Below are 23297 nucleotides of genomic sequence, written 5' to 3' on the forward strand. Positions count from 1 at the left end.
AAGCAGCGGCATGTCTGTTTCCTACGACTAGCAGCCACTCGCCCGGCGGCGCGTCGTCCCCCTTCCGCAGTCCTTGAAAGAGCGAATTTCGTTTGTAAGGCGCGATCCGGCTGCTTCCCATTGCGCGGCATTGGAATTGCGTGCGTTCATATCGATCCGCCCCTCATTAGCTGGCCTTTAATCAAACCTAGAGGAAATTCGCGGGATCAGACCAAAGCGACAAGGGCTCGCGGGCGAACGATAAATTGTGTTTTGCAAGACCTGTCTGAACGTTAAGACTAAGGGATCGACTTGCGAGAATGCTTGGTCGACGGGGACAAGATGATCATTGAGCGGATTCAGATTGAGGAGGGTTTCCTCAACGGCTTCGACGTTTGGCCGCGACCTGGCCTGAACGTCGTCATTGGTGCGCGCGGCACCGGTAAGACGACCCTGATCGAGCTGATTCGGTTCTGCCTCGGCGTCGATGGCTACACGCCGGATGTTACCAAGCGCAGCCGCGAGCATGCGCTTTCCGTACTGGGGTCCGGCCAGGTCACGTTGACGCTTCTCGACGATGGCCGGCGGATCACGGTGTCGCGGTCAGCCAGCGACATCGCTCCGCGCACGTCCGGGCCATTCCTGGCACCGATCGTCCTTTCGCAGACGGAGATCGAAACCGTCGGCCTTCAATCCGGCGGCCGCCTCCGGTTGTTGGACGGCTTCATCGGTGATCAGCGATCTGCCGTGTCAGCAGAGACAGAGGCCGCGGCTTCGGTTCGGTCGTTGACCGCCGAGGCGAATACGATCCGCGCGGACATCGAGCAGCTGGATCAGCAGTTGGCCGAAATGCCGTCTATTCTGGAGCAAATCGCTCAAGTCGAGCCGCAGGAGCAGCAGCTGGCGGCGCTGTCGGCTGACACTAGCGCGAAAGCGGCCCAACTAAGCGTGCTCAGTAATACCATCGCGGTGAAAGGTGTCGCAACTGACGCGATCCAGCGGTTCGGTAACGAGATCACGCGTTGGCGCTCATCGATCGGGGGCATCGGTGAGATGTCCTCCGAGGGATGGCCTGCCAACGCCGGCGGCGACCCGCTTGGAGAGCTGCGTACGCGGGTTGGGAAAGTCCACGAGTATCTCCGTTATGCTCTGCAGGAATTGAGTGCCGTTGAAGCGGAAACCGTCATGCTGGGGAGCCAGGTGGCGTCACAGAAGATGGAGTTCGAGGATCAGGCGCGAACCCTCCGCAAAGAGATCGAAGCGCTTCAAACAGGAGCGGGGGAAATCGTTCGCCGCGGTCAGCTGCTCCGCGAGCGCAAAGCACAGCTGGAATCGTTGATGGCTTTCAAGCAATCGCGGATCGCCAGCTTCCAGGCGGTTATCGCGCGCCGCAATCAGGCGTTGGATGCGCTGGAGGCTATGCGGTCGGCGCGGTTCGAAGCCCGCCGAGAGGCTGCTGCCCGCCTTAACCACGTGCTCGGCCCCCGAATCCATATCAACGTCATGCGCGGCGGGCAGTCGGAGGCGTTCGCCAGCGCGCTCACCGAAGCCCTGCGCGGCAGCGGCCTGCGGTACAACGATCTGGTAGCCGCGTTGGCGGCGCGGATCAGCCCGCGTGAACTGCTGGAAGCGGTCGATAACGCCGATTTCGACCTGATCGCTACCCGTGGTTCGATGACCCTCGACCGGGCGGCTAAGGTCGCCGTCGCGCTGAAGGACGCGGACCTGGGGGCCATCGCGACAGTGCCGGTCGACGATTACGTTACCTTCTCGCTGATGGACGGCCCGGACTACAAGGACATTGCCGAGCTTTCGACCGGCCAGCGCTGCACTGTGATCCTGCCGCTGGTGCTGCGCCACATGGAGCGCCTGCTGATCGTGGACCAGCCGGAGGATCACATCGACAATGCCTTCATCGCCGAAACGCTGATCAAGTCGATTCTCGCGCGGCCGGCGAATGGCCAGCTCCTGTTCTCCACACACAACGCCAACATCCCGGTCCTAGGCAACGCGGACTTCGTCGTTCAGCTCGGCTCCGATGGCCGTCGCGGGTTCCCCATTGCGTCTGGCGCATTGGCCGACGGCCCGGTCGTTCATGCGATAACCTCGGTGATGGAGGGCGGCGTCGCCGCCTTCCGCCAGCGCGCCAACTTCTATGGATCGCAAGGTCTGGCATGACCCGGGAAGAGGCGCTGGACAATTTGAAGGCATCGTCCGCGCATGTACGCGGTCAGGCTGCCCGCGCCCTTGGCGAGGTGGGGCGCGGGACCGACCTGCCTCGCATTCGTAGGGCCCAGCGGGAAGAAACGGTCACGTACGTCAACTACGCTCTGCAGGAGACAATCCGGCGGCTGGCGCATGAACAGGCGCCCGTACCTTCGACGGATGATGCCGATGTCGTGTCAGATGATGTGCGCAAGCAGATTTACGGCAAGGCGATGGAGTGGATCACCGGTTTCCTGCTCCACGAGGTCTCTTCGCCCATAGGGTTGGTCCGGTTGGCGGCTAAGCGCGAGCTTGGCGAGGATTGGGAGGGGTCCGGCACGCAGAAGCATTTAGCGTCGGTCACGCGGGTCTTTGATGCTATCGAGCGGCTGAAGAATGCCGCCAGCGTGCCGCGCCCCGAGGAGTTCGATTTGTCGGCGCTCGTGGACGAGTTGCTCGATGGCTACACCGTCGAGGTCCGAGAATGGATCTCCACGATCGGATCGCGCCCGTTCCTCATTAAAAGCGATCCCTCGCTCGTGCGCATGGTGGTGGTGAACGGCATCCGTAACGCCATCGAGGCGCAGCAGGCGGCATCGGCGCAGCCCAACCCGCACGACGTGACCATCAGCTGGGGCGATACCGACGTCGACTATTGGCTGGCGGTGGTCGATCACGGCGACGGCCTCACCGGCCCAATCGAAACTGCCTTTATGGCCGGAAACTCGACGAAAAAGGATCACATCGGGTTCGGTTTGGCAATCGCCCGGCAAGCGGTGGAAACGATGATCGGCTCGTTGACCCTTGAGCCGGCCAAGCATGGCGGTGCCCTCTACACCGCACGGTGGCGCAAGTGACGGCGCACATTCTGGTAGTCGAGGACGACGAGGGCTTCATCGAAGAGCTGAAGAAGGTCTTCGCAGGCTGTGGCGGTCCGACGATGCCGACGTTCGTCACTAATCGCGAAGACGCGGTGGCAAAACTGGAAAGCGGCTTCTTCGACTTCGCGATCCTGGATCTCAAGATCCCCACCTCAGCTGGCACGACGGACTTCGATCCCGAGCATGGAAAGTATGTGTTCCATCACTTGCGCAGAGTGTCGCCGGGGACGAAGATCCTCGTGCTCACGGGGTCGCCGTCGGATGATTTCATCGCGCCGCTCCTCGCTCACAAGCATGATGCCGATATCTGGAGCGAGGGTGGCAAGGTCGGTACCGTCGAATTCCTGAAGAAGATCGAATTTGACCAGGCGCCGGACAAGATCGGCCGGGTGGTGACCGCGATCCATGCCTTGGCAGAGATCGAGCTTCACACCAACGGGCTCAACCTGTCGACGGGTGAGGATCGGCTTGTTCGAATCTTCGCCAAGCATTTCAAAGCGGTCGTTTGCTCGGTTCACCCGATTGGCGCGGGAAAATCCGGTGCCCGACCTCTGCGACTGCAGATGTTTGATCAGACCGGCGCGCCCATCCGAGACGTCGTTGCCAAACTGGGCGATCTTGCGAAGATGCAGGATGAGGACGCGCGATACGAGGAGCACGTCACGCTTCTCGACGGTGCTGCAACGCCACGAAAGATGAAGCTGTTGGAGTTCGGCGCGGGGGCCATGGCAGGTCTCTTCTATCAGCTGGCAAACGGTCACGACGCCTCCATGTTCAAGGCTATGGCTGAGGAGGACGCGCTGGCGGGGAAGGCCGTTGCGGCTACAGCTGAAGCCCTTGCCGGATGGTCAAACGGCAAAAACCAGGAACGTCGGTCTATCGCCTCGATCCGCAGCCAATGGGTGTCGAACGAGAGGGCTGCCGAACTTCATGCGCAGTATGGGCTCCAGTGGGCGGCTGAGTTCGAAGGCCGCATGATCCAGACGCGCTGGTGCAGCGTGCACGGCGATCTGCACGGCGAGAACATCCTCGTGTCGCCCGAAGGCGGCGTTCTGGTCATCGACTACGGCGATGTCGGGTTCGGGGCCGCGGCCTATGATCCGATGACGCTGGAACTCAGTGCGGTTCTACAGGCCAATCCAACGCTTGGGCCTGACTGGCCGACCGCTGATGCCTGTCGCCAATGGCACGACCTCGAAGCATATCTCATGGGCTGCCCCATTCCAGAGTTCATTCGGGCGTGCCGAGCGTGGTCAGAGAAACTCATGGTCGGCCGCCGAGAGCTGGCGGCATGTGCGTACAGCTACTTGCTGCGTCAGTTGAAATACCCCGACACTGACAAGGACAGAATCCTCGCTCTACTTGAGGGCGTACTTGGGTGTTGGGGGGATTCTTAGGCTTGATCGGCAAGCCGTGCATCATCGCGCCGGATAGTTCGCTCTCGTCACGCTGGCTCGACCCTACGCATTCGACGAAGACGGATGGGGCCAGCTTAAACGGGGCGCCTTAGCCATCGGCAATGTCCGCTTCCTAGGCTTGGCCAGTCCAAACCAGACGGAGCGCAAAGTCCCATCCCTTGCCGTTAGCAGCCGGGCGGACCACTCCAAGCAACCGCCCGAAGCCAACTGCTCGCGCGTGTTGCATATTTTTGCGGTCGCCCAGACCACATCGCCAGGACGCGGGCGCGCGTTTCGATCTTTACATGACGATCACGAAAGCGCCTCTCGTCAACGCTGAGCCAGACAAAAAAAGGCCGATCAGAAGACCGGCCGATGAGTTTTAGGAGAGGATGCCTGAAAGGCAGGGCCTCTATGGTTGGGTAGCGCTGTCCTGCCAATTGACAAAGGCTGGAGTGCGATTGCGCCTTACGCAATTGAGGAGGATGCGGGCCTGTCAGAGGCCCAGCTGCTCGAGGCATGCCCCAGCCTGCTGATGATATGTGCCGCCAAAGAGCCGGACATGGACGAGCAGCGGCCACAGCCGATAGACGGGCTGGCGCTCTTCCCAGCCCTGAGCTAGGCCGCAGGCATCGTAGAATATCTGTGGCGGCTGGTCGAACAGCCCCAGCATTGCAAGATCGACCTCGCGGTCGCCATGATAGCATGCAGGGTCGATCAGCCCGCTGATCTGGTCGTGGCCGACAAGGATATTGCCACCCCATAGATCGCCATGGAGGAGGGCTGAGGGCGGGCGATTGGGTATGTGCTCGCCAAGGCGATCGGCGAGCCGCTCGACGCGATGGGCCAGCTGGGCACTGAGATGCGGGACATGGCAGCGCAGGCGTTTCTCCGCCCAGAAGGTGACCCAGTTGTCGGATCGGCCATTGAGGATCGGCACATCGCCAAAGCCGTAATCGCGATCCCAACCATAGGCCGCCTGGCTCGGGGCATGGAGATGATCGAGCAGTTCGGCAAGATGCGCCCAGTTCCGGGCGAGCCGACCGCTCGAGGGCAGGTCTTCAAGCAGCAGAAGATCATCCTGGACTGCCAATATCTGCGGGACCGCCGTGCCGGTCGCCGCGATCGCTGCGAGCATGCGGGCTTCCTCGACAACCCTGTCGCTCCGCTTGGCGATGACATTATCACCGCCTGACAGGGAAAGGCGCGCAACGAAGGAAAGATCGCCGCCTGCAACGCGCGTGACGCTTTCCACATGGCGACCCAGCAATGATGCCGCCTCGGTGAATATCGCTCTCATGCTGCTTTGCCCCTGTCCCCCATCAAGCATGCACCGATCGGATTTCTGCATGCTCATGGCAAGACTGGAGACAGGCGCCAGGCAGGGGCAAGATGAGGCGGCGTCGATAAAAGCAGCCCCGCCGGAGACATCTCCACGGCGGGGCCATAGTTCAGGGAGGTGCCGCCCCAAGGGGGGAAGGAGCGACAGACTGGATATGGTGCGTGTCGATGACTTTACAATGACGATGTCCTTTGCCGCTTGTCGGCATCCTCGACCGTCCAGAACATGGGATTGCGCACCCAGTCGTTGATGGCGGATTCGCGCCAGCCCATGCAGCGGGTGGCAATCCTGATCTGTTTGGGAAAGGTGCCGGCCTGAACCTTGCGATAGAGGGTCGCGCGGCTGAGGCCGGTCCGGTCGAGGACGGTGTTGAGCCGAAGGATGCGGTCGATCGGGGTCGTGGTCATGGCTGGTCCTTGCTGCTGTGGATAAGTCTGATCCCCTTTGCGATGAGCCTCGGTACGAGCTGGGTCGGAGGCAAGGGACTGAGCCCTGTCTGGCGGGCTATGTCATGATCTGGCGTAAGCTGGCGTAGAACAGGAGATGGGAACGGGCGTCTCCGCCTGTGGCGGACTGCGCTCTGCTCCGCTTCGCTCCACCGAGTCGGCGCTGCGCTTGTCTCGTCCCTGTCGGGCGATGATCGCTGACGCATCGCAGCCTTTTGGACTGCTTGCTGCGGCCAGCGCGGCTGCGCCACGCTGACGCCGGTTTGTCTGGGGCCGCCAGAATGACGGGGGTGGGCGTCGGCTTTCTCTAGGCCCGTGCCGGCGGGCCGCAAGCCGGCTGCGCCGGCTCCTCCTCTCGCGTTACGGCCCTGCGGGTGCAGCCCGCCTCATGGGCACGGGCCTGCCGTGCGCCTCCTTGCCGCCCGCCCCCGCCATTCCGGCGGCCGGTGCTGGAGAGGCAGGAGAAAGGGCATGGGTAACATTGAGCGCCAGAGCATCTATGGCGAAGTCACCTCCCGGATCATCGCGGAACTGGAAGCAGGGCATCTTCCCTGGGTGAAGCCATGGGACAGCAGCGCCTGTCCCTGCACCATACCGCAAAATGCCGTCACCGGGCGGCGCTACTCGGGCATCAACATCCTGATCCTGTGGGCGACCGTGATCGAGCGTGGCTTTACCGGGCAGCGCTGGCTCACCTATAGGCAGGCCGAGGCGGCTGGCGGCCATGTCCGCAAGGGCGAGAAGGGCAGCGTCATCTGCTATGCGGATCGGTTCACTCCCAAGGCCGAGGAAGAGCGCGCGGGCCAAGAGGATCGCGAGGCACGGTCGATTGCGTTCCTCAAGCGCTTTACCGTCTTCAACGTCGACCAGTGCGAGGGGCTACCCGAAGACCTGTCCCATGTGCCTGAACTACCAGGGCCACTGGTGTCGATCGCCCAGGCCGACAGCCTGATCCGAAACAGCGGCGCGGACTTTCGCATCGGCGGGGGCGAAGCCTATTATTCCCCGTCCGGTGATTATGTCGCGGTGCCGCCTCAGGCGGCCTTTCATGAGCCCATCAATTGGTTTCGCACGGCACTTCACGAGATGGGTCATTGGTCGGGCCATCGCAGCCGGTTGGCGCGCGATCAGTCGGGCGGGTTCGGTACGGCGCTCTATGCAAAAGAGGAACTGGTCGCCGAGATGGCCAGCGCTTTTACCTGCGCGTCGCTGGGGATCGTGCCCACCGTCCGGCATAGCGACTATATCGGCTCCTGGCTTGCCGTCCTGCGCGAGGATGAGCGGGCGATCTTCAAGGCGGCAAGCGCGGCCAGCAAGGCGGCCGATTATCTCCTGGCCAGAGGGGCAGCGGCATGACCGACAAGCTTCCCCTGCGCGTCTTCCTGCGGCGCGGGCGCCGGTCGCTCCGCCGCATGACCGTCCTTCAGCGCACCATCTTCTTCGATATCCGGATGGAGGATCTAAGCTATGCCCAGCTTGCCGAACGGCATGGCATCAGCGCGGAGCAGGTCGAGGCCGAATTTGCCGCAGCACTGCACATTTTCCTGCGGACCTTGTACGAGCCCGAGCCCTGGTGGCGACGGCTTTCCCATCGTCTATGATCAACCCGCCGCGCCCGATGGCTTGCCATCGGGCGATCGGTCCGACAGGGTGGCTATGCCATGCGTAACGATCTCGATCATCTTCCCGCCGACAAGCAGCGCGAACTGGCGCGCGTCGTGCAGATCATCTTCGAGGAATTTGAGGACGGGCTGGCGCTCGCCACCCAGGCTTGGCGCAAGAAGGGCCGCATCCAGAAGATCATCCTCTATGGCAGCTATGCCCGTGGCGGTTGGGTCGACGAGCCGCACACCGCCAAGGGTTATAAATCCGACTATGATCTCCTGATCATCGTCAACGACCAGCGGCTGACCGATCGCGTCAAATATTGGCTTGGGGTCGATGAGCGGCTGATGCGCGAATATGGCATCACCGCCACGCTCAAGACCCCGGTCAATTTCATCGTCCACACCCTCCAGGAAGTGAATGATGGCCTCGCCCATGGCCGCTATTTCTTCATGGACGTGGCGAAGGATGGCATCGCCCTTTACGAGAGCGACGACAAGGAACTGCACACGCCAAAGCCCAAGACGCCGGACAAGGCGCTGGCCATGGCGCAGGAATATTTCGACGAGTGGTTTCCGACTGGGGGGCAGTTCTTCCGACAATATCAGCATGCAGTAGCGGATGGCGCACCTAATATCGCAGCTTTCGACCTACATCAGGCAGCTGAAAGGCTCTATCACTGCGTATTGCTGGTTTGCACCTTCTACACGCCGCACGTTCACAATCTCGCTTTCCTGCGCACCCAGGCAGAGCGGATCGATCGGCGGCTGGCCTATGTCTGGCCGAGCGAGCGCCATGTGGATCGAGCGCGGTTCGAGAAGCTCAAGGAGGCCTATGTGAAGGCCCGCTATTCCAAGCATTACAAGATCAGCGAAACGGAGCTGAGCTGGCTGGGGAAGCAGGTCGAGGAACTGGGCCGCGTCGTGCATGAAGTGTGCGCTGAACGCATCGCCGAACTGAAGCGCACCGCCGGCGTTATCGCCTGATCATTCGGGCTTTCCAGCCAATGCATCGGTCGCAAACATGCGCTGCCCCCGTCGGCGCCAGAGCAGCAACAACTGTTCGCGCTCATCAGTGCGCAGCCGCGCTGCCGCTTCGCCAAGCAGCCCGAGCATCACCGCGCGATCATCATCAGTGAGTGTGACCAGCTCAGCCTTCACGACCAGACCGCCGAGCTCAATCAGATGCCGGGTGCGCTCGCGCCGCTTCATCTGCCAGTCCCGCCGATCATGTCGCGCCTGGCTCAGCTGCAGGCGATGGCGCGCGACCGTCACCCGGCGCAGCGCTGCCCGGCTTGTCGCCAGCGCCTGACCCAGCATCATGCCGCTGTCCTGAAAAGAAGGCGGCTCCCCGTTTGCGCCACGCCTCCCGCCTTGGTGCTTCGGTTGTGCTGGCAGCGGCAAGCAATGCGCCGGCCAGTTCCTCGGCGCTGAGCCCATCGGCCCCGGTCGCCATCACCAGTTCGCCCAGCTGGCTCTGCTTGCGGGCTTTAAGTTGTCGTGCCTTGTCGGTGAGAGCCTTGAGCTCTGCGTCATAGTCCCGTGGTCTGCGCATGGAATATGGCCTCGCTGTTGGTGTCAGACCCCGGCGTTATCGACCGTCTCGATCAGTCACAATGCGCTGGAATTTCCTGGGATCTCGTCATCCCGAAACTGATGAAATCTTTTGAGGGCGCGCTTATACGTCGTGCCGACGTGCTGCTTTAGGTGTAAATGGTGGGCCGTCATGGCGATCTACCATCTCTCGGTCAAAGTCATCTCGCGCGCCGCCGGCCGCTCGGCGGTCGCCTCGGCCGCCTATCGCTCAGGCTCCTCGCTGTTCGATATGCTGTTCGGGCGCGATCATGACTTCTCCAACAAGGCCGGCGTCGTCCACAGCGAAGTGATGCTGCCCGATGGCGCGCCAGAGCAATGGCGCGATCGCGAGCAGCTGTGGAATGATGTCGAGGCCGCCGAGATCCGCAAGGACGCGCAGCTGGCGCGTGAAGTGGAATTCGCCATCCCCCGAGAAATGTCGCAGGCTGAGGGCATCGCCCTTGCCCGCGACTTCGTCCAACGCGAGTTCGTCGATGTCGGCATGGTCGCCGATCTCAATGTCCATTGGGATATCGGCGCCGATGGACTGGCCAAGCCCCATGCCCATGTGATGCTGACCTTGCGCGAAGTGACGCCAGAGGGATTTGGCGCCAAGGTGCGCGACTGGAACAGCACGCAGCTTCTCAGCCATTGGCGCGAGGCCTGGGCGGAGCATGTGAACGAGCGCCTGGCTGCTCTAGATATCGATGCACGCATCGATCATCGCAGCCTGGAAGCCCAGGGCATTGATCTGGAGCCCCAGCACAAGATCGGCCCGGCTGCGGCGCGCATGGGGGAAGCGGGCCAGGCCAGCGAGCGGATCGAAGAGCATCATGAGATCGCCCGCTCCAATGGCGAGAAGATCCTCACCAATCCGGGCATTGCGCTCGATGGCATCACCCATAACCAGGCGACCTTCACCACTCGTGATCTTGCCATGTTCGTTCACCGCCATAGCGAGGGGAAGGAGCAATTTGATCGGGTGATGGCGGCGGTCAAAGCCTCGCCCGATCTGGTGGCGCTGGGCAAGGATGGGCGAGGGGAGGCGCGGTTCACCTCCCGCGCGATGCTGGAGACCGAACAGCGGCTCGAAAAGGCCACCGCCACGCTCGACGCGCGGCGCCATCATGGGCTGGCCGATCGCCATGTCGAACGGGCGCTGGCACAGGCCAGCGCAAGCGGGCTCGACCTCTCGGCCGAACAGCGTGGCGCGCTCGAGCATGTGACCAGTGCCAAGGGGCTGAGCAATGTCATCGGCTATGCCGGCACCGGCAAGAGCGCGATGCTGGGCGTGGCGCGCGATGCATGGGAGCGGGCCGGCTATGATGTTCGCGGTGCTGCGCTCTCGGGCATCGCTGCGGAAAATCTGGAAAGCGGGTCGGGCATAGCCTCGCGCACGATCGCCAGCCTGGAGCATCAATGGGCGCAGGATCGCGAGCGTCTGACCGACAGGTCGATCCTGGTGGTCGACGAGGCCGGGATGATCGGCACGCGGCAGATGGAGAGAGTGTTCCAGGAAGCGGAGGCGCATGGTGCCAAGGTCGTGCTGGTTGGCGATCCCCAGCAGCTGCAGGCGATCGAGGCCGGCGCCTCGTTCCGCGCTATTGCCGAGCGCCATGGCAGCGTCGAGATCAGCTCGATCCGCCGGCAGGCGCACGACTGGCAGCGCGAGGCGACCAGGGCGCTGGCGACCGGTCGCACCCAAGAGGCGATCACCGCCTATGGCGACCATGGCCATGTCCATGCCGCCGAGACGCGCGAGGATGCGCGGCGTGACCTCATCGAGCGGTGGGACCGCGATCGCATCGCCGACCCAATGGCCAGCCGCATCATCCTTACCCACACCAATGACGAGGTGCGCAGCCTCAACGAGGCGGCGCGCGAGCAACTGCAGCGGTCAGGGGAACTGGGCAGGGATGTCAGCCTCACTGTCGAGCGCGGCGCGCGAAGCTTTGCCGACGGGGACAGGATCATGTTCCTCAAGAATGAGCGCAGCCTTGGGGTGAAGAATGGAACGCTCGGCACCATCGACCATGTCGACAAGGCGCATGTGCGGGTATCGCTCGATGATGGGCGCCAGGTGGGCTTCGACACCAAACATTATGCCCATATCGATCATGGCTATGCCGCCACCATCCACAAGGCGCAGGGCATGACGGTGGACAAGGTGCATGTGCTGGCAACCCCAGGGCTCGATCGCCATGCCAGCTATGTCGCGCTCTCGCGTCACCGCGAAACCGTCAATCTCCATTATGGCAAGGATGACTTTGCCAATCAGGGCAAGCTCGTGCGCACGCTCGAGCGCGAGCGTGGCAAGGATATGGCATCGGACTATGGGCGCGCGCCGGAGGCGGCGAGCCTGGCCCAGCCCCAACCCGAGCCACAGCCACCCCATCAGGTCCAGCCACCGCATCAGGTCCAACCCCAGGCCGAGCCCCCGCTTCAGCCAAAGCGCAGTATCTTCGCCGGGCTGAAGCTCAATGCCGCGCCGCTGGACCGGCGACCGGCCATGCCCTCGTTCGACAAGGCGGTTCAGGACTATGCCAAGGCCTTGCAGCAAGAGCAGGCCATGCGCGCCCAGGGCTATGAGCCGCTGATCGAGCAGCAACAGGCTGCCCAGCGGGCGCGCGACGCGCTCGATGCGCTGCGCCCCCAGGCATCGCAGGATCTGAGCGCTGCCTTTGGCAAGGACCGCGGGCTCATCCATGAAGCGGCCACCGGGCATAGCGGCAATGCCATCAGGCAGATGCAGGTGGAGCGGGACATGCGTGTCGCTGGCCAGCAGCGGGCAGACCGCTTCATTGCCGATTGGCAAAGCAGCGACAGCCAGCGACAGGCGCTCAGCCGCAGTGGCGACCATAGCGCAAGCGGGAAGGTGCGTGAGGCGATGGCGGGCATGGCCAAGGGGCTGGAGCGCGATCCACAGCTGGAGTCGCTGCTGCGCAATCGCACCAAAGAGCTCGGTCTGTCCTTCCAAAGCGGCCAATCGCTGTCGCAGGATCTCCAGCGGCATCTCGGACGCTCGCTAGGCCGCGGCCTTGGGCTCTAGGCTCCAATCATGACCCAAACAGCCCCCCTCGAAGATGATCCCGCGGTAGCTTTTGACGCTGTGCGCCGGGAACTGAGCCTGCTCCGTCACGCACTTGAAGGCCTCACCGCCGCGCGAGAGAAGATACCCGATTACAGCGCGACGTTGGCGCAGATCAACAAATCGCTCGGCGTGCATGCGCACAGGCTCGACATGATCCAGAGCCGTCCGGCCATGGAGATGACGCCAGAAGCGCTGGTGGAGCGGATCATCGCATCTGCGCAAACGGCAAGGGCGGAAGACCGAACGATGCTGCGTCAAGCGCAGGACCGGCTTTCGAACTTGGCTTGGCACATGGACGCGATGGTAGCGCGCGGACGCGGTGCGGCCGAGCAGGAGCGTCAGGTGATATGGTTTGGCCTTGGCGGGATCCTGCTGGGTATTCTGCTTTGGTCGATCCTGCCCGGTGCCATAGCCCGGTCGTTACCGGTGAGTTGGCATGTGCCCGAATGGATGGCGTCTCGCATGATGGGCATGGAGCAGAAGGAAGCCGGCCGGCGGATGATTATTACGGCGTCGAAAGATGAGGCGCGGCGATAGGGCTATGGTCGTCGCGTGAGCTGCATTGCGTCTGTTTCCGTCAGTTGACGGCGTGGATGCCAACCTCGGCGGCGAACATTCATTCACCCTCCCATTTTTGCCGTAAGGAAAAGGCTGACTGAGACATCCATCCTGAACGCAATAGACAGTGAGATTGACCGATTTCAGTCCAGCCGTTCGACCGTCCCAGGCGATCGACAACAAAATCGATAGGCGTTCCAAAAGAGGATCATTGCCAGGCAACGAGCAATTTGTCGGCCTTAGATATTACCGACCGCGATGCAGGATCGGATGGCTCGAAATAACCACGGCTTATCGACCTTTTTGCCCGACGTGGCGGATCGCGGCGTAAGACATGCAGAGCGGGAAATTATTAAAATGGAGGGAGTCACCGTGAGCCCGCACGTCATCCGCAAACTCGAACTGGTCGAGCCCCTGGACAAGGTTGAGAAGGAGATGATCCTGTCAGCCTGCAGCGATATTCGTTCGGTGCCACGAAGAAGGGACATTATTTCGGACGGTGACTCGCCCGAATTCCTCCATCTGGTCGTAGAGGGCTGGGCCGCTCGTTACAAAATTTTGAAAGACGGTTCACGGCGTATCACGGCTTTCATGCTTCCAGGCGACTTTTGCGATCTACACGCCACCCTGCTCCATGCAATGGACCACGCCATTCTGGCCGTGACAAATTGCCGGATCGCCTATGTTGCCAACGAGGAAATAGACCGCATCACCAAAGTGTCGGCCACACTCGCTCGTGCCTTCTGGAGAGCCACTTTGGTGGACGAAGCCATTTTGAGGCAATGGCTGGTCAATAGCGGCCGGCGCAATGCCTTTGAGGCGGTTGCGCATCTCCTGTGCGAACTGCACTTTCGATCACAACTAATCGGGCTTGGGAGCGCCCCCCTCGCATTACCGCTTACTCAGGAAGATCTCGCCGATGCTAGCGGGCTGACTGCTGTGCATGTCAACCGCATGCTTCAACGAATGCGCAAGGAAGGCTTGATCGAAATGGCCAACGGCCAGCTCTTCGTCCCTGATGTTAGGGCTCTGCGTCAAAGTTGCGGCTTCGACCCGAATTATTTCCATCTGAGGCTTTCCGACGATTATCCGTCTGACCGTCCGGAGCATCTGAGCGATGCGACATTGGAATCTTTGGCATAGGCTGACCTCGTGGCGGCGTGCGCAATCAAATCGAAGCGACGATGCCTGCGTCGCCGCTGCTATCGCGCGGTTTGACCATTATTGTCTCGCCCATGAATGATCGGCCCGTGAGGATGATCGGCGTTATCGGTTCGCAAAAATCCGGCGTGTCGAAATGCTTGAGCTCAAACCCAAGCCGGACTGAATCAGCGCCATTGGCGCTGGGGTCGGCCAAACCTACAATGGCGCCATTGATTCTCCTTTGGCGGCGATTGCTCTATCGGATGTCTATCATGCATCTGATGACGGACTCCCTAGCCGGACCCATGCATCATGATGGGCGAAGCATGGTGGAATATTCGCCGTCATTTTCTGCAGGCCCTCAATATCGATAAGCCTCACCAGCGCCTTGCGCCGCTCGAGCAATCCGCTGCTATCCAATCGCTTCAAGGTCCGATTGACATGCACAGCAGTCAAACCAAGCAGTTCACCGAGTTGTTGCTGTGTGAGGGGGACCTCGAACCGGTTTTCCTTCGCCAGTCCTGACGATTTCGCCCGATCATACAGGTCAAGGAGAAACGCTACCATCCGCTCGAGCGCGGAGGTCGCGCCCAGCCAGGACAGTTTCTGCATGAGCGCTACTCGCTCCTTCTGCGTGCTGAGGAACAGGCCTGTAGCAAGACGCGGATTGTCCATCAGCAATTTGCCGATGGCGGCATTTGGGATAGGGCAAATAACTGCATCTGTAAGGGCTTCCAGCGTTTCGCCAGCATGGACGAGGGAAAGGCTGGGGAAGCCGAGCATGTCGCCCGGCAGATGCACTTTGACAATTTGCCGACGACCGTCGCGCAGCATCACAGAGGAGCCGACCCACCCCGCCAGAAGGAAGAAGACGCCGGCAACCTGGTCGCCTTCTCGGCGGATGATATGACGCCGCTTTACGGACCGCTTGCTGCTCGTCCACCCTTCTGCGATCCGAGTTTCCGCAGGCGTGAGAGGCACGAATTCTTCAAGGCGATGATAAGGTGGCAGCATGATCTCTCCGAAGGTCCGGAGTGTCCATCCGCCATTCGCTAACCAAGCGCACTTACAAGGATCAGTCAAAAGCCAGCATTTTTCACCGAAAGTTCAATGCGATTGATGCAGTTTATCCGATCCGCTCTGCAGGCTTCAAGCGCGCGAATTCCTCCGATCACGCATTAGGTCCACAGCCCTGATTTCGATCAATATGCCAGGCATCGTTCCCAATTTGGAAGATGCTAGCTGCTATTTCGAAAGCGCGTACTGAGAAACTCACGATCCAGCATGATCAGGACCTTTCTTGAAATTGGCGCCACCAGGGCATTTCTCCCCGCATATGGCTTTCATCCTGTGTGAAATGGTCCATGATATCGTTCATATGTTCAGCACAGGCGCGCACCAGCACCCAGCTTGGATCGCTCATATTTTGTCTGGCGAGATCCCTTAGGAGGGCAATCTCCTCCGCCATCAGCGTCAGTGCTTCGACATCATCACGCATCTGAAATACCTGGCCTTTCCCGGCTCCTCTCACTGGCTTCAACACGATGCCGCCAGGAAATATCCGCGATCCCAATCTCCTGCTGCGCAGGAAGCGGGATCATTTGCGCCGCCCATCCATTTCTGGGCAAAGGAGAAACGCGGTGATGCAGATGCATTGGCCCAGGACCTTGACGATTGTTCGTCATGGCCAGAGTGCAGGCAATGTCGCACGCGACGCTGCCATGCAGGCTGATATCGAACGCATAAATTTGTCGGATCGCGATGCCGACGTACCTTTGAGCGACCTTGGATGCGATCAGGCTCGCGCGCTCGGTCGCTGGTATTCCACACGGACAATCGGTGCGCGTCCGGATGTACTCCTCGCATCGCCCTATCGGCGCGCTTGCCAGACCGCGGATCTTTTCCGTTGCGCCGGAGGCTGCGAGGACGACATCGAAATTCTTTTTGATGAACGGCTGCGGGAAAAGGAATTCGGGATCCTCGACGGGCTAACCGCTACAGGAATACGTAGCATTGAACCGCAGCAGGCCGAGTTTCGCAGTATCCTGGGGAAATTTTATCATCGTCCGCCAGGTGGCGAGAGCTGGTGTGACGTCATACTACGCTTGCGATCAGTTATGGATACGATCGCGCTGCATCATGCTGACCGGCATGTAATGGTCTTCACCCACCAGGTGGTAGTGCTGTGTCTGCGCTATATCATCGAAGGGATGACCGAGGCCGAGATACTACAGATTGATCGTGAGGCAGACGTCGCCAATTGTGCCATCACCGAATATCAGTTTGATGAGGGCAAAGGCAAGCGTGGTGGGCTATCCCTCATTCGTTACAATGTGACTGCCCCGGTCGAACAGGAAGACATGCTTGTCACCCGCGCGCCCGATGCCATCGCGGGCGCTCGCGGATGACTTGCGACGCGCTCGACGAAGCATGGCTTCTACGGCACCTCCTGCCGGCCATTGAGCATGGCGCCGATAAGAATGGCCGCGGCCGTGTTCTCGTGGTCGGAGGCGCTGAATTCGTGCCAGGCGCCCTTCGCCTTACTGGCGAAGCCGCCTTGCGCGCCGGCGCAGGAAAGCTCCAACTGGCAACGGTGCAATCCTCCGCACTCTCTCTGGGCGTGTTAGTTCCCGAGGCTGCCACGATTGCCCTGCCTGCCGACAAAAATGGGGAAATCGCGCCAGAGGCCGCAGAAATGCTCGTGACGCGAATGGCAAACTGCGACACTCTTGTTCTGGGACCAGGCATGAGCACCTCAGTAAGCACCCAGGCATTCATCGAAAATATGCTCGCTCGCCTCGACTTTCCTGTTTGTCTCATCCTGGATGCCGCCGCTCTCGTCGCGCTGCGCAAGCTCGATCAGTCTCGATTGCACGGGAAAAATGTCATTCTCACCCCGCATCATGGTGAAATGGCTGCTTTAAGCGGCTTGTCTATAGAAGCGGTTGAAGCGGACCCCGCTTCAGTTGCCATCGAAATGGCTGCTCGCTGGAATGCTGTTATTCTGCTCAAGGGCGGTAGAAGCCACTTGGCATCCCCTGAGGGAGAATGTCTCGCCTACACTGGCGGTTGTGTTGGGCTTGGCACAGGTGGCTCGGGAGATGTACTCGCCGGTCTTGTCGGTGGCCTTGCTGCGCGTGGCGCCTCTCCGCTCACGGCAGCCGCCTGGGGGGTGTGGATTCACGGTCGCGCTGGAACGATCCTGGCGAAGAAGGTTGGACAGATCGGTTTTCTTGCGCGGGAGCTTCTGCCGCTTATTCCTTCGATAATAGATGAACAGGTTGCTAAGACGTCCGCAAGGTGATGGCATCCGGTTCGGCTATTCTGCTGCTCCCCTGGGGTGATCGCTCGCGAAAGCGTACGCGCTGGCATAGGGGTTTTAGCTGAATAATCGCAGCAAAGGAAAAAGTTCTGGACTGCGGCCGATCCGCAGAAGGCTATTCTCCGGTTTGGTTATGGGGCGCCGCAACAGCCTTGGATTCGGGCGACTCTCGCTGCCGCAGGAAGATCGAGAGAAACACAAGGACGGCCGTCGAGAGAAATTCACTCTGCCAATTCTGGAAGGATTCAAACCAGAGTTGTGCGTCGCCAAGATAGGCCAATGTCTCCAGTGGTTTTTCTCCGTGCGCGATGGCCTCTTGCGCCGCGACCTTGGCGCTTTGTGTCCAGTGGATGACGAACGAAGCAATAAAGAGGGCAGCCAGAGTCAAACCGAGCGACTGCGCGTAGAGAGCGCGCCAAATTGGTCCCCATCGCAAGATTCTAGGTGCACCGGGCTTGCTGGCCTGGAGGTCAAGGTCTGCGTCTCGCGGCGGGCCGTCCGGGTCCTTGGACTCCGCCGAACCGCGCTGGATGAGAAAAGCGGTCAACACTACATAGGCTGACATCTGAAGGAACTCGCTCTCCCAATTTTCAAAGACGCTTGAGAGAAATTCGGGGCTCAAGCTGTAGGCGCTGAGTGCTAGCGCCTGCTCACCATGGCGGCGCGCATCCTCAATCTGAACATGCCAGCCGGCGATCCACTGTCCTATGATGCTTATACCAAACAACAACAGCAAGACGAGCGTCAGTCCGTTGTTTCGCAGCATGACCATTTTCCAATCGGACGAGTTGAGGACGTTCAAGCTAACGGCTCTTGCTAACGTCCGTTCCTAAAGCAGGTGACAGGTATTCGCGCCAGAAGCGCCTTACCAATCCATTTATCGCGGACCCCGGCACCCGCTGCGGCACCAACACTGATCTCCATCAATAAGATTTATCCCGGCGCTATGGGTCTATTGCTGCGGCAGTCGCGTTGAGTAGCGGCGAGACCAAGGATCGCCTTTGCTGCGCCCTCATGCTGGCGCAACCTATTTTCCTATGTCCAAGGAGCTATACCCATGAGCCATGCGACAGACGATGCCGATGCGACCGCTGCAAAGTCGATCGAGCAGAAAAAGGAGGCCGCAACAGCTATCGAGGGGGCGGGCCATGAAAGCTATAGCGGCAAGTCCGTCACCATCAACCGCCCTCGCGCCGACCTCTTTGCCTATTGGCGCGACTTCACCCAGCTGCCCAGCTTCATGGATAATGTGGAGCGCGTGGAAATTCTTGCCACTGACCGCTCCCACTGGGTCGTCAAGGCGCCGGCGGGAAAGGTCGTAGAATGGGACGCTATTATCACCGAAGAGATTGACGGTGAACTGATCGCCTGGGCTTCTGTCGAAGGCGCTGACGTCACCAATAGCGGTCGCATCGAATTTCGCGACGCGGGCGAACGCGGCACAATCGTCACGGCCACCATCGCCTATGATCCGCCCGCCGGGTTCATCGGCAAAATCGTCGCCAAGATGTTCCAGCGCGAACCGGCCATTCAGGCACGGCGCGATCTGCGGCGGTTCAAACAGCTCATGGAAACCGGCGAGGTCGCCACTGCCGCCCGTACTGCACAGCAATTTGCCGAGGAGAAGAACTGATGCGCGCGCTCACTTGGCACGGCAAGCATGATGTCCGCGTCGATACCGTCGACGACCCTGAAATCCTCAATCCGCGCGATGCCATCATCAAGATTAGTTCGACCGCAATATGCGGTTCGGACCTGCATCTATACGATGGCTACATCCCGACCATGAAAGCCGGCGACATACTCGGCCATGAGTTCATGGGCGAAGTGGTCGAGACCGGTGCAAAATCGACGTTGAAGAAGGGACAGCGGGTCGTGGTGCCTTTCACCATCGCCTGCGGGAACTGCTACCATTGCGGCAAGCATCAATATTCCGCCTGCGATAACGGCAATCCCGCCGACAATCAGGATATCGGCCAGGAAATGTATGGCCAACCAATGTCCGGACTGTTCGGCTACAGCCATCTGACCGGCGGCTATGCAGGTGGGCAGGCCGAATATGTCCGTGTGCCATTTTCCGACGTCGGGCCGATAGTTGTTCCCGATGGGCTGGAAGATGACCAGGTCCTGTTCCTCTCCGATATTCTCCCAACCGGGTGGCAAGCGGCCGAATATGCCGACATCGAGCCGGGCGACACCGTCGCGGTCTGGGGCTGCGGACCGGTCGGCCTTTTCGCGGTCCAGTCCGCCTTCCTGATGGGCGCGCATCGGGTGATCGCGATCGACCATTTTCCTCATCGCCTTGAGCTAGCGAAGCGCTTCGGCGCGGAAACCATCAACTATGAAGAAACGAAGACATATGAGGCGCTGATGGAGATGACTGGCGGCATCGGTCCCGACGCAGTCATCGACGCCGTTGGCCTCGAAGCGCACGGGTTCTTCCTCGACAATGTGGTCGATCAGATTAAGGCATCGATGTTCCTTGGCACCGACAGAACCCATTCGATCCGACAGGCGATCCATGCCTGCCGCAAGGGTGGACGCGTCTCCATGCCAGCCGTTTATGGCGGCTTTGTCGATAAATTCCCTCTGGGCGCCTTCATGGAGAAGGGGCTGACGCTCAAGACCGGCCAGACCAGCGTCCAGCATTACATGCCCGCGCTTCTGAATGCGATCGTCGAAGGGAAGATCGATACGACCTTCCTCATCTCGCACCGCATGGGGCTGGAGGATGCTCCCAAAGGCTACAAGATGTTCCACGATCAGCAGAATGAGGTGACCAAGATCGTGCTGAAGCCCGCTTTTGATCGCGTTGCGGCGTGAGGAGAAAAGACATGGCTAGTAAATTCGCAATCATCTCCGGCGCGTCCAGCGGGATTGGCGCTGAATTGGCAAAACTGGCGGCCGCAGATGGCTATGATCTCCTCGTCGTTGCCGACACGTCGTTTGCCGGTGCCTCGGCTGGACTCGCAAGTTTTGGCGTCGCGGTCGATACGCTCGAGGTCGATCTTTCCTCTGTGCAAGGCGTCGATCAGTTGCTTGATCGAGCCGGCGGGCGACAGGTCGATGTGCTCTGCGCAAATGCCGGACATGGCCTGGGACATGCTTTTCTCGACCAAAAACTGCCCGATTGGCGCCATGTCATCGACACCAATATCACCGGCACCATCTACCTTCTGCAAAAGGTGCTCGGACAGATGGTAGCGCGCGATGAGGGGAAGGTCTTGGTCACCGGCTCGATCGCCGGTTTCATCCCCGGCAGTTTTAACGCGGTCTATAACGGCACCAAGGCCTTCATCGACAATTTTACCGAAGCCTTGCGCAACGAATTGAAGGAACATGAGGGCGTTACGCTGACGACGCTGATGCCCGGCGTGACCGACACGGAATTTTTCGACCGGGCTGGCCTGGGCGCCGACACTTCGGTGGGTGCCGACGACAACAAAGCCGATCCGGCCAAGGTTGCAAAGGATGGCTGGGACGCGCTCTTGGCGGGAAAGGGCCATATCGTTTCCGGATTCTCGAACAAGCTGCAGGTCGCGGCAGCGGGGATCATTCCTCAATCCATGTTGGCTGAGCAGCATCGCAAGATGGCTGAGCCCGACACTGCGCAATAGGAGGCTAAGATGTCTAAAGATACCCGCAAGGTAGCGCGAGGGCCGCTTGGCGATGCTCGTCCTGACCATGAGGCTGAGGATGATCGGCCCAAGGGGAAGCCGGTCGAAGAGGTCGAGGACCGACCCAATGTCGGAACGGTAAAGCCGGAGGACTATCCCGTCGAGGATCGCGATCGAGCGCGTCCGGACTGAAATCTTTCACAACCATCGCTGAAGGCCCGCAATCGCGCAACCCCTCTTACAACTGATGTCGAACGGATCGATCAACATGGGGTTGCTCTCCTAAGCGATGCAGACTCGGGCCAGGCATCAGGGGCATATTTTGCTGCTCGGCATCTTCATTCTCGGCCAATGACAAAATTGTTCGTCGAAATCTTAAATTCAGTTTCTTGGTCTTTCCGTGCTCACGCTCCGAGAGCGTGTGGGATACTGCGGGTCGGCTTGAGACGTTCGTCGCAGTTGCCGCCGACATCCTGACGCTGCTTGACCGCAGTCGTATTAGGCTTGGATCGCCCTGTATGAACGGATTCCTTCCGCACGTGACTGCTTGGCAGATGTTGATGCACGCGCCCGGCGGTGGTTCCTTTGGTCTGGAATTCCGGACGGGACGGTTCGGAGAATGTTGATTCCTTTGAGCGCCTGCTGGGCAAGTGGGCGCAGGGGCCGTTCGAAGTTGAGATCGATGGTTTCAGGCGGAAAGTGCAGAATGATGGGCTCAAAGACGTTGCAGGCGAGATCGAGAGTTTGACGGCTATCTTTGCTGTAAGCTCGTTAATTTCCCCGGCCAACACGATTGGAAGCGCAGCCCTTGATCGCTGGCCTCTCGGGAGGCGACCTCCCATAGCCCGCCAATTGCAAACCAAGAATGCTGCGGCGCCAGTCGGCCCCCGCGGATGCACCTGCCCAAGCAAGATCCAACTGAGCAGAGCAAAATGCGATCTTATGATCTGTGGGGAGATGCGTTAGTAAATTTGTAGACGTGTTGATAAAAGATTTGACTTCGAGATCGAACCTAAATTATAGTTTTTCGATACTGGTAGCATAACTGGTATAGATTAGTTGCTGTAGTGAAATGTGATCGGAAGATCGGAAAGGTTTGTCATGACAAATGCTCCGTCCCCGGCACCATTTCCCAAAGCATCGCAATTTCTTTCCTGCCAAGGGGCGGCGTTGATTATTTCAGCAGTCGCCGCGGGATTCCTTCGACCCAGTCCAGCGATCAGAAGCTGAAGCTGAGCGAGAGCGAAGCGACATTGTCGTTGCTGTCGTCGGCATCGGGGCGGAAGCCATGCTGATGGAGATAGCCGATCTCCACATTCACATTCTTGGCCAGCGGCGTGGTGATCGCGATCAGGTTGCGCATCCGCTCCTCGCCCTGGACACGCTGGAAATTGGTCTTGTTGAGATCGATGAAGCTTTCATGGCTCAGGATCAGCGCGGTCTTGCAGCCTTCCTTGAAGGGCATGGTCAGCTTCACATAGGGCCGCAGGCGCCAGGCGGTGCCGTCAATCCCTTCGCGCCAGCGCTGCTCCATCCGCATCCGCGCGCTGACCGACACCGGGCCGAGCTTGAGGATATTGTCGACCGTCACCTGTTCGCGGACGCGATGCTCCATCACGGTGAAATCGCCGCCATCATATTGCGGGTCGTGGGTGTAACCGGCCCAGACCGTCACCTGCTTGTCGAGCTTGTAGCCGACCAGCGTGTTGCTCTCGATCTCGTACAGGCCATTCCGATCATTGCTGAAGCGGGCGACGATCTCCTGCTGGAGGCGCCAATGGTCGGACAGCTTCACCGTCGCGCTGGTGGTGGTCCAGAGTTGCTCATCCTCGCTGGCATGGGCGGTCGCGGGCAGCGCCATCAGGGCGAAAAGACAGAGGGACAGGCGGCGCATCGGGCATTGCTCTCCAACAGGGTTGGCGGGCCTCTATGACGATTCGATTACATGACAGCGTCAGTTTGATTGCCATTTTGTGACAATGACAGTCCGGATGATTGCTGATGCGCACATCCTCCGTGCGGCATTCGGCAAGCCGGAACATGTCGCGCCAAATCAGCCTGTTACATATTGCAATATAGTCGCAATATCATTAGCCGAGCGACATTGGGGAGAGGCCAGAAGGAGCGAACCGGCTCC

Annotated in this window: 24 protein-coding genes; 15 read left to right on the forward strand and 9 right to left on the reverse strand. The window is 60.2% G+C overall.

What is annotated here, in order from left to right; genetic code table 11:
• Positions 1–321: 321 nt before the first annotated feature.
• The 3 genes from ACI6S0_RS17175 to ACI6S0_RS17185 are packed head-to-tail and all read left to right on the forward strand — an operon-like array spanning position 322 to position 4462.
• Positions 322–2157 carry an AAA family ATPase gene (locus tag ACI6S0_RS17175; protein ID WP_122928787.1) on the forward strand — a complete coding sequence of 612 codons (1836 nt, stop codon included), beginning with the start codon at positions 322–324 and terminating at the stop codon, positions 2155–2157.
• Entirely contained in the window at positions 2154–3041 is an 888-nt protein-coding gene (locus ACI6S0_RS17180) for an ATP-binding protein (RefSeq protein WP_122928126.1), read from the forward strand. Before ACI6S0_RS17175 ends, ACI6S0_RS17180 begins: the two co-directional genes overlap by 4 nt.
• Positions 3038–4462: a phosphotransferase gene (locus ACI6S0_RS17185; protein ID WP_206364622.1), complete on the forward strand. Its 1425-nt coding sequence runs from the start codon at positions 3038–3040 to the stop codon at positions 4460–4462. Before ACI6S0_RS17180 ends, ACI6S0_RS17185 begins: the two co-directional genes overlap by 4 nt.
• 496 nt (positions 4463–4958) lie before the next feature.
• On the opposite strand, the gene ACI6S0_RS17190 is transcribed toward ACI6S0_RS17185, so the two are convergent.
• Both ACI6S0_RS17190 and ACI6S0_RS17195 read right to left on the reverse strand, forming a co-directional pair.
• On the reverse strand, positions 4959–5762 hold the full coding sequence (locus ACI6S0_RS17190) for a fructosamine kinase family protein (RefSeq protein ID WP_048938970.1): 804 nt from the start codon (positions 5760–5762) through the stop codon (positions 4959–4961).
• Positions 5763–5977: 215 nt separating this feature from the next.
• Entirely contained in the window at positions 5978–6211 is a 234-nt protein-coding gene (locus tag ACI6S0_RS17195; protein ID WP_048938927.1) for a helix-turn-helix transcriptional regulator, read from the reverse strand.
• A 510-nt stretch (positions 6212–6721) separates the two neighbouring features.
• Here ACI6S0_RS17195 and ACI6S0_RS17200 point away from each other — a divergent pair.
• From ACI6S0_RS17200 to ACI6S0_RS17210, 3 genes are read left to right on the forward strand one after another with little or no spacing between them, the layout of a single operon-like run.
• Positions 6722–7606: an ArdC family protein gene (locus ACI6S0_RS17200; RefSeq protein WP_048938926.1), complete on the forward strand. Its 885-nt coding sequence runs from the start codon at positions 6722–6724 to the stop codon at positions 7604–7606.
• Positions 7603–7851, forward strand: a complete 249-nt coding sequence (locus tag ACI6S0_RS17205; protein WP_048938925.1) for a sigma factor-like helix-turn-helix DNA-binding protein — start codon at positions 7603–7605, stop codon at positions 7849–7851. The genes ACI6S0_RS17200 and ACI6S0_RS17205 overlap by 4 nt, the downstream gene beginning before the upstream one ends.
• A 60-nt stretch (positions 7852–7911) precedes the next feature.
• The gene (locus ACI6S0_RS17210; RefSeq protein ID WP_048938924.1) at positions 7912–8841 is read left to right on the forward strand and encodes a HEPN domain-containing protein; all 930 of its coding nucleotides are present in this window, start codon (positions 7912–7914) and stop codon (positions 8839–8841) included.
• Here ACI6S0_RS17210 and ACI6S0_RS17215 read toward each other — a convergent pair whose 3' ends face one another.
• On the reverse strand, positions 8842–9177 hold the full coding sequence (locus tag ACI6S0_RS17215) for a conjugal transfer protein TraD (RefSeq protein ID WP_434403726.1): 336 nt from the start codon (positions 9175–9177) through the stop codon (positions 8842–8844).
• Positions 9083–9409 (reverse strand): conjugal transfer protein TraD, encoded by a 327-nt coding sequence (locus tag ACI6S0_RS17220; protein WP_107917547.1) that lies wholly within the window; start codon positions 9407–9409, stop codon positions 9083–9085. The genes ACI6S0_RS17215 and ACI6S0_RS17220 overlap by 95 nt, the downstream gene beginning before the upstream one ends.
• 171 nt (positions 9410–9580) lie before the next feature.
• Here ACI6S0_RS17220 and traA point away from each other — a divergent pair, with 171 nt between their 5' ends.
• The 3 genes from traA to ACI6S0_RS17235 all read left to right on the forward strand — a co-directional run bounded on the left by traA (position 9581) and on the right by ACI6S0_RS17235 (position 14221).
• Positions 9581–12478 carry a Ti-type conjugative transfer relaxase TraA gene (gene traA, locus ACI6S0_RS17225; protein ID WP_434403727.1) on the forward strand — a complete coding sequence of 966 codons (2898 nt, stop codon included), beginning with the start codon at positions 9581–9583 and terminating at the stop codon, positions 12476–12478.
• 9 nt (positions 12479–12487) lie between these two features.
• Positions 12488–13057: a DUF6118 family protein gene (locus ACI6S0_RS17230; RefSeq protein ID WP_048938092.1), complete on the forward strand. Its 570-nt coding sequence runs from the start codon at positions 12488–12490 to the stop codon at positions 13055–13057.
• A 291-nt stretch (positions 13058–13348) separates the two neighbouring features.
• Positions 13349–14221 (forward strand): Crp/Fnr family transcriptional regulator, encoded by an 873-nt coding sequence (locus tag ACI6S0_RS17235; protein WP_159078563.1) that lies wholly within the window; start codon positions 13349–13351, stop codon positions 14219–14221.
• A 25-nt stretch (positions 14222–14246) separates the two neighbouring features.
• Here ACI6S0_RS17235 and ACI6S0_RS17240 read toward each other — a convergent pair whose 3' ends face one another.
• The 3 genes from ACI6S0_RS17240 to ACI6S0_RS17250 all read right to left on the reverse strand — a co-directional run bounded on the left by ACI6S0_RS17240 (position 14247) and on the right by ACI6S0_RS17250 (position 15719).
• Positions 14247–14435 carry a hypothetical protein gene (locus ACI6S0_RS17240; RefSeq protein ID WP_048938094.1) on the reverse strand — a complete coding sequence of 63 codons (189 nt, stop codon included), beginning with the start codon at positions 14433–14435 and terminating at the stop codon, positions 14247–14249.
• A gap of 56 nt (positions 14436–14491) precedes the next feature.
• Entirely contained in the window at positions 14492–15235 is a 744-nt protein-coding gene (locus tag ACI6S0_RS17245) for a Crp/Fnr family transcriptional regulator (protein WP_313041288.1), read from the reverse strand.
• Between the two features lie 274 nt (positions 15236–15509).
• Positions 15510–15719 (reverse strand): hypothetical protein, encoded by a 210-nt coding sequence (locus ACI6S0_RS17250; protein WP_048938095.1) that lies wholly within the window; start codon positions 15717–15719, stop codon positions 15510–15512.
• A gap of 145 nt (positions 15720–15864) precedes the next feature.
• Here ACI6S0_RS17250 and ACI6S0_RS17255 point away from each other — a divergent pair, with 145 nt between their 5' ends.
• Together ACI6S0_RS17255 and ACI6S0_RS17260 are read left to right on the forward strand one after the other, a co-directional pair.
• Positions 15865–16629, forward strand: a complete 765-nt coding sequence (locus ACI6S0_RS17255) for a histidine phosphatase family protein (RefSeq protein WP_048938096.1) — start codon at positions 15865–15867, stop codon at positions 16627–16629.
• Positions 16626–17525 carry an NAD(P)H-hydrate dehydratase gene (locus tag ACI6S0_RS17260; protein WP_080993609.1) on the forward strand — a complete coding sequence of 300 codons (900 nt, stop codon included), beginning with the start codon at positions 16626–16628 and terminating at the stop codon, positions 17523–17525. The genes ACI6S0_RS17255 and ACI6S0_RS17260 overlap by 4 nt, the downstream gene beginning before the upstream one ends.
• Positions 17526–17658: 133 nt before the next feature.
• Here the strand turns inward: ACI6S0_RS17260 and ACI6S0_RS17265 are convergent, their stop codons facing one another.
• On the reverse strand, positions 17659–18345 hold the full coding sequence (locus tag ACI6S0_RS17265) for a DUF6766 family protein (protein WP_234415710.1): 687 nt from the start codon (positions 18343–18345) through the stop codon (positions 17659–17661).
• 255 nt (positions 18346–18600) lie between these two features.
• Here ACI6S0_RS17265 and ACI6S0_RS17270 point away from each other — a divergent pair, with 255 nt between their 5' ends.
• Genes ACI6S0_RS17270 through ACI6S0_RS17285 form a run of 4 tightly spaced genes read left to right on the forward strand, consistent with a single transcriptional unit; the run spans position 18601 to position 21352 of the window.
• The gene (locus ACI6S0_RS17270) at positions 18601–19176 is read left to right on the forward strand and encodes an SRPBCC family protein (RefSeq protein ID WP_048938098.1); all 576 of its coding nucleotides are present in this window, start codon (positions 18601–18603) and stop codon (positions 19174–19176) included.
• Positions 19176–20366 carry a zinc-dependent alcohol dehydrogenase gene (locus ACI6S0_RS17275; RefSeq protein ID WP_004208812.1) on the forward strand — a complete coding sequence of 397 codons (1191 nt, stop codon included), beginning with the start codon at positions 19176–19178 and terminating at the stop codon, positions 20364–20366. The genes ACI6S0_RS17270 and ACI6S0_RS17275 overlap by 1 nt, the downstream gene beginning before the upstream one ends.
• Positions 20367–20377: 11 nt before the next feature.
• A complete protein-coding gene (locus ACI6S0_RS17280) occupies positions 20378–21160 on the forward strand; it encodes an SDR family NAD(P)-dependent oxidoreductase (protein WP_048938099.1) in 783 nt (260 codons plus the stop codon).
• Between the two features lie 9 nt (positions 21161–21169).
• Positions 21170–21352, forward strand: coding sequence for a hypothetical protein (locus ACI6S0_RS17285; RefSeq protein WP_072895155.1), 183 nt, complete (start codon positions 21170–21172; stop codon positions 21350–21352).
• 1027 nt (positions 21353–22379) lie between these two features.
• Here the strand turns inward: ACI6S0_RS17285 and ACI6S0_RS17290 are convergent.
• Positions 22380–23054 (reverse strand): DUF2490 domain-containing protein, encoded by a 675-nt coding sequence (locus ACI6S0_RS17290; RefSeq protein WP_434403730.1) that lies wholly within the window; start codon positions 23052–23054, stop codon positions 22380–22382.
• Positions 23055–23297: the final 243 nt, after the last annotated feature.

It is taken from the genome of Sphingobium sp. DN12 (assembly GCF_051058005.1).
Lineage (GTDB): Bacteria > Pseudomonadota > Alphaproteobacteria > Sphingomonadales > Sphingomonadaceae > Sphingobium > Sphingobium yanoikuyae.

What these genes read in the sequence shown, in the direction of transcription:
- ACI6S0_RS17255 (WP_048938096.1), top strand. Translation starts at nt 15,865, where the DNA reads ATGCAGATGCATTGGCCCAGGACCTTGACGATTGTTCGTCATGGCCAG.
- ACI6S0_RS17215 (WP_434403726.1), bottom strand. Translation starts at nt 9,177, where the DNA reads ATGATGCTGGGTCAGGCGCTGGCGACAAGCCGGGCAGCGCTGCGCCGG.
- ACI6S0_RS17290 (WP_434403730.1), bottom strand. Translation starts at nt 23,054, where the DNA reads ATGCGCCGCCTGTCCCTCTGTCTTTTCGCCCTGATGGCGCTGCCCGCG.
- ACI6S0_RS17190 (WP_048938970.1), bottom strand. Translation starts at nt 5,762, where the DNA reads ATGAGAGCGATATTCACCGAGGCGGCATCATTGCTGGGTCGCCATGTG.
- ACI6S0_RS17205 (WP_048938925.1), top strand. Translation starts at nt 7,603, where the DNA reads ATGACCGACAAGCTTCCCCTGCGCGTCTTCCTGCGGCGCGGGCGCCGG.
- ACI6S0_RS17195 (WP_048938927.1), bottom strand. Translation starts at nt 6,211, where the DNA reads ATGACCACGACCCCGATCGACCGCATCCTTCGGCTCAACACCGTCCTC.
- ACI6S0_RS17220 (WP_107917547.1), bottom strand. Translation starts at nt 9,409, where the DNA reads ATGCGCAGACCACGGGACTATGACGCAGAGCTCAAGGCTCTCACCGAC.
- ACI6S0_RS17210 (WP_048938924.1), top strand. Translation starts at nt 7,912, where the DNA reads ATGCGTAACGATCTCGATCATCTTCCCGCCGACAAGCAGCGCGAACTG.
- ACI6S0_RS17175 (WP_122928787.1), top strand. Translation starts at nt 322, where the DNA reads ATGATCATTGAGCGGATTCAGATTGAGGAGGGTTTCCTCAACGGCTTC.
- ACI6S0_RS17275 (WP_004208812.1), top strand. Translation starts at nt 19,176, where the DNA reads ATGCGCGCGCTCACTTGGCACGGCAAGCATGATGTCCGCGTCGATACC.
- ACI6S0_RS17250 (WP_048938095.1), bottom strand. Translation starts at nt 15,719, where the DNA reads ATGCGTGATGATGTCGAAGCACTGACGCTGATGGCGGAGGAGATTGCC.
- ACI6S0_RS17180 (WP_122928126.1), top strand. Translation starts at nt 2,154, where the DNA reads ATGACCCGGGAAGAGGCGCTGGACAATTTGAAGGCATCGTCCGCGCAT.
- ACI6S0_RS17230 (WP_048938092.1), top strand. Translation starts at nt 12,488, where the DNA reads ATGACCCAAACAGCCCCCCTCGAAGATGATCCCGCGGTAGCTTTTGAC.
- ACI6S0_RS17270 (WP_048938098.1), top strand. Translation starts at nt 18,601, where the DNA reads ATGAGCCATGCGACAGACGATGCCGATGCGACCGCTGCAAAGTCGATC.
- ACI6S0_RS17235 (WP_159078563.1), top strand. Translation starts at nt 13,349, where the DNA reads ATGGCTCGAAATAACCACGGCTTATCGACCTTTTTGCCCGACGTGGCG.
- ACI6S0_RS17245 (WP_313041288.1), bottom strand. Translation starts at nt 15,235, where the DNA reads ATGCTGCCACCTTATCATCGCCTTGAAGAATTCGTGCCTCTCACGCCT.
- ACI6S0_RS17285 (WP_072895155.1), top strand. Translation starts at nt 21,170, where the DNA reads ATGTCTAAAGATACCCGCAAGGTAGCGCGAGGGCCGCTTGGCGATGCT.
- ACI6S0_RS17200 (WP_048938926.1), top strand. Translation starts at nt 6,722, where the DNA reads ATGGGTAACATTGAGCGCCAGAGCATCTATGGCGAAGTCACCTCCCGG.
- ACI6S0_RS17280 (WP_048938099.1), top strand. Translation starts at nt 20,378, where the DNA reads ATGGCTAGTAAATTCGCAATCATCTCCGGCGCGTCCAGCGGGATTGGC.
- traA (WP_434403727.1), top strand. Translation starts at nt 9,581, where the DNA reads ATGGCGATCTACCATCTCTCGGTCAAAGTCATCTCGCGCGCCGCCGGC.
- ACI6S0_RS17260 (WP_080993609.1), top strand. Translation starts at nt 16,626, where the DNA reads ATGACTTGCGACGCGCTCGACGAAGCATGGCTTCTACGGCACCTCCTG.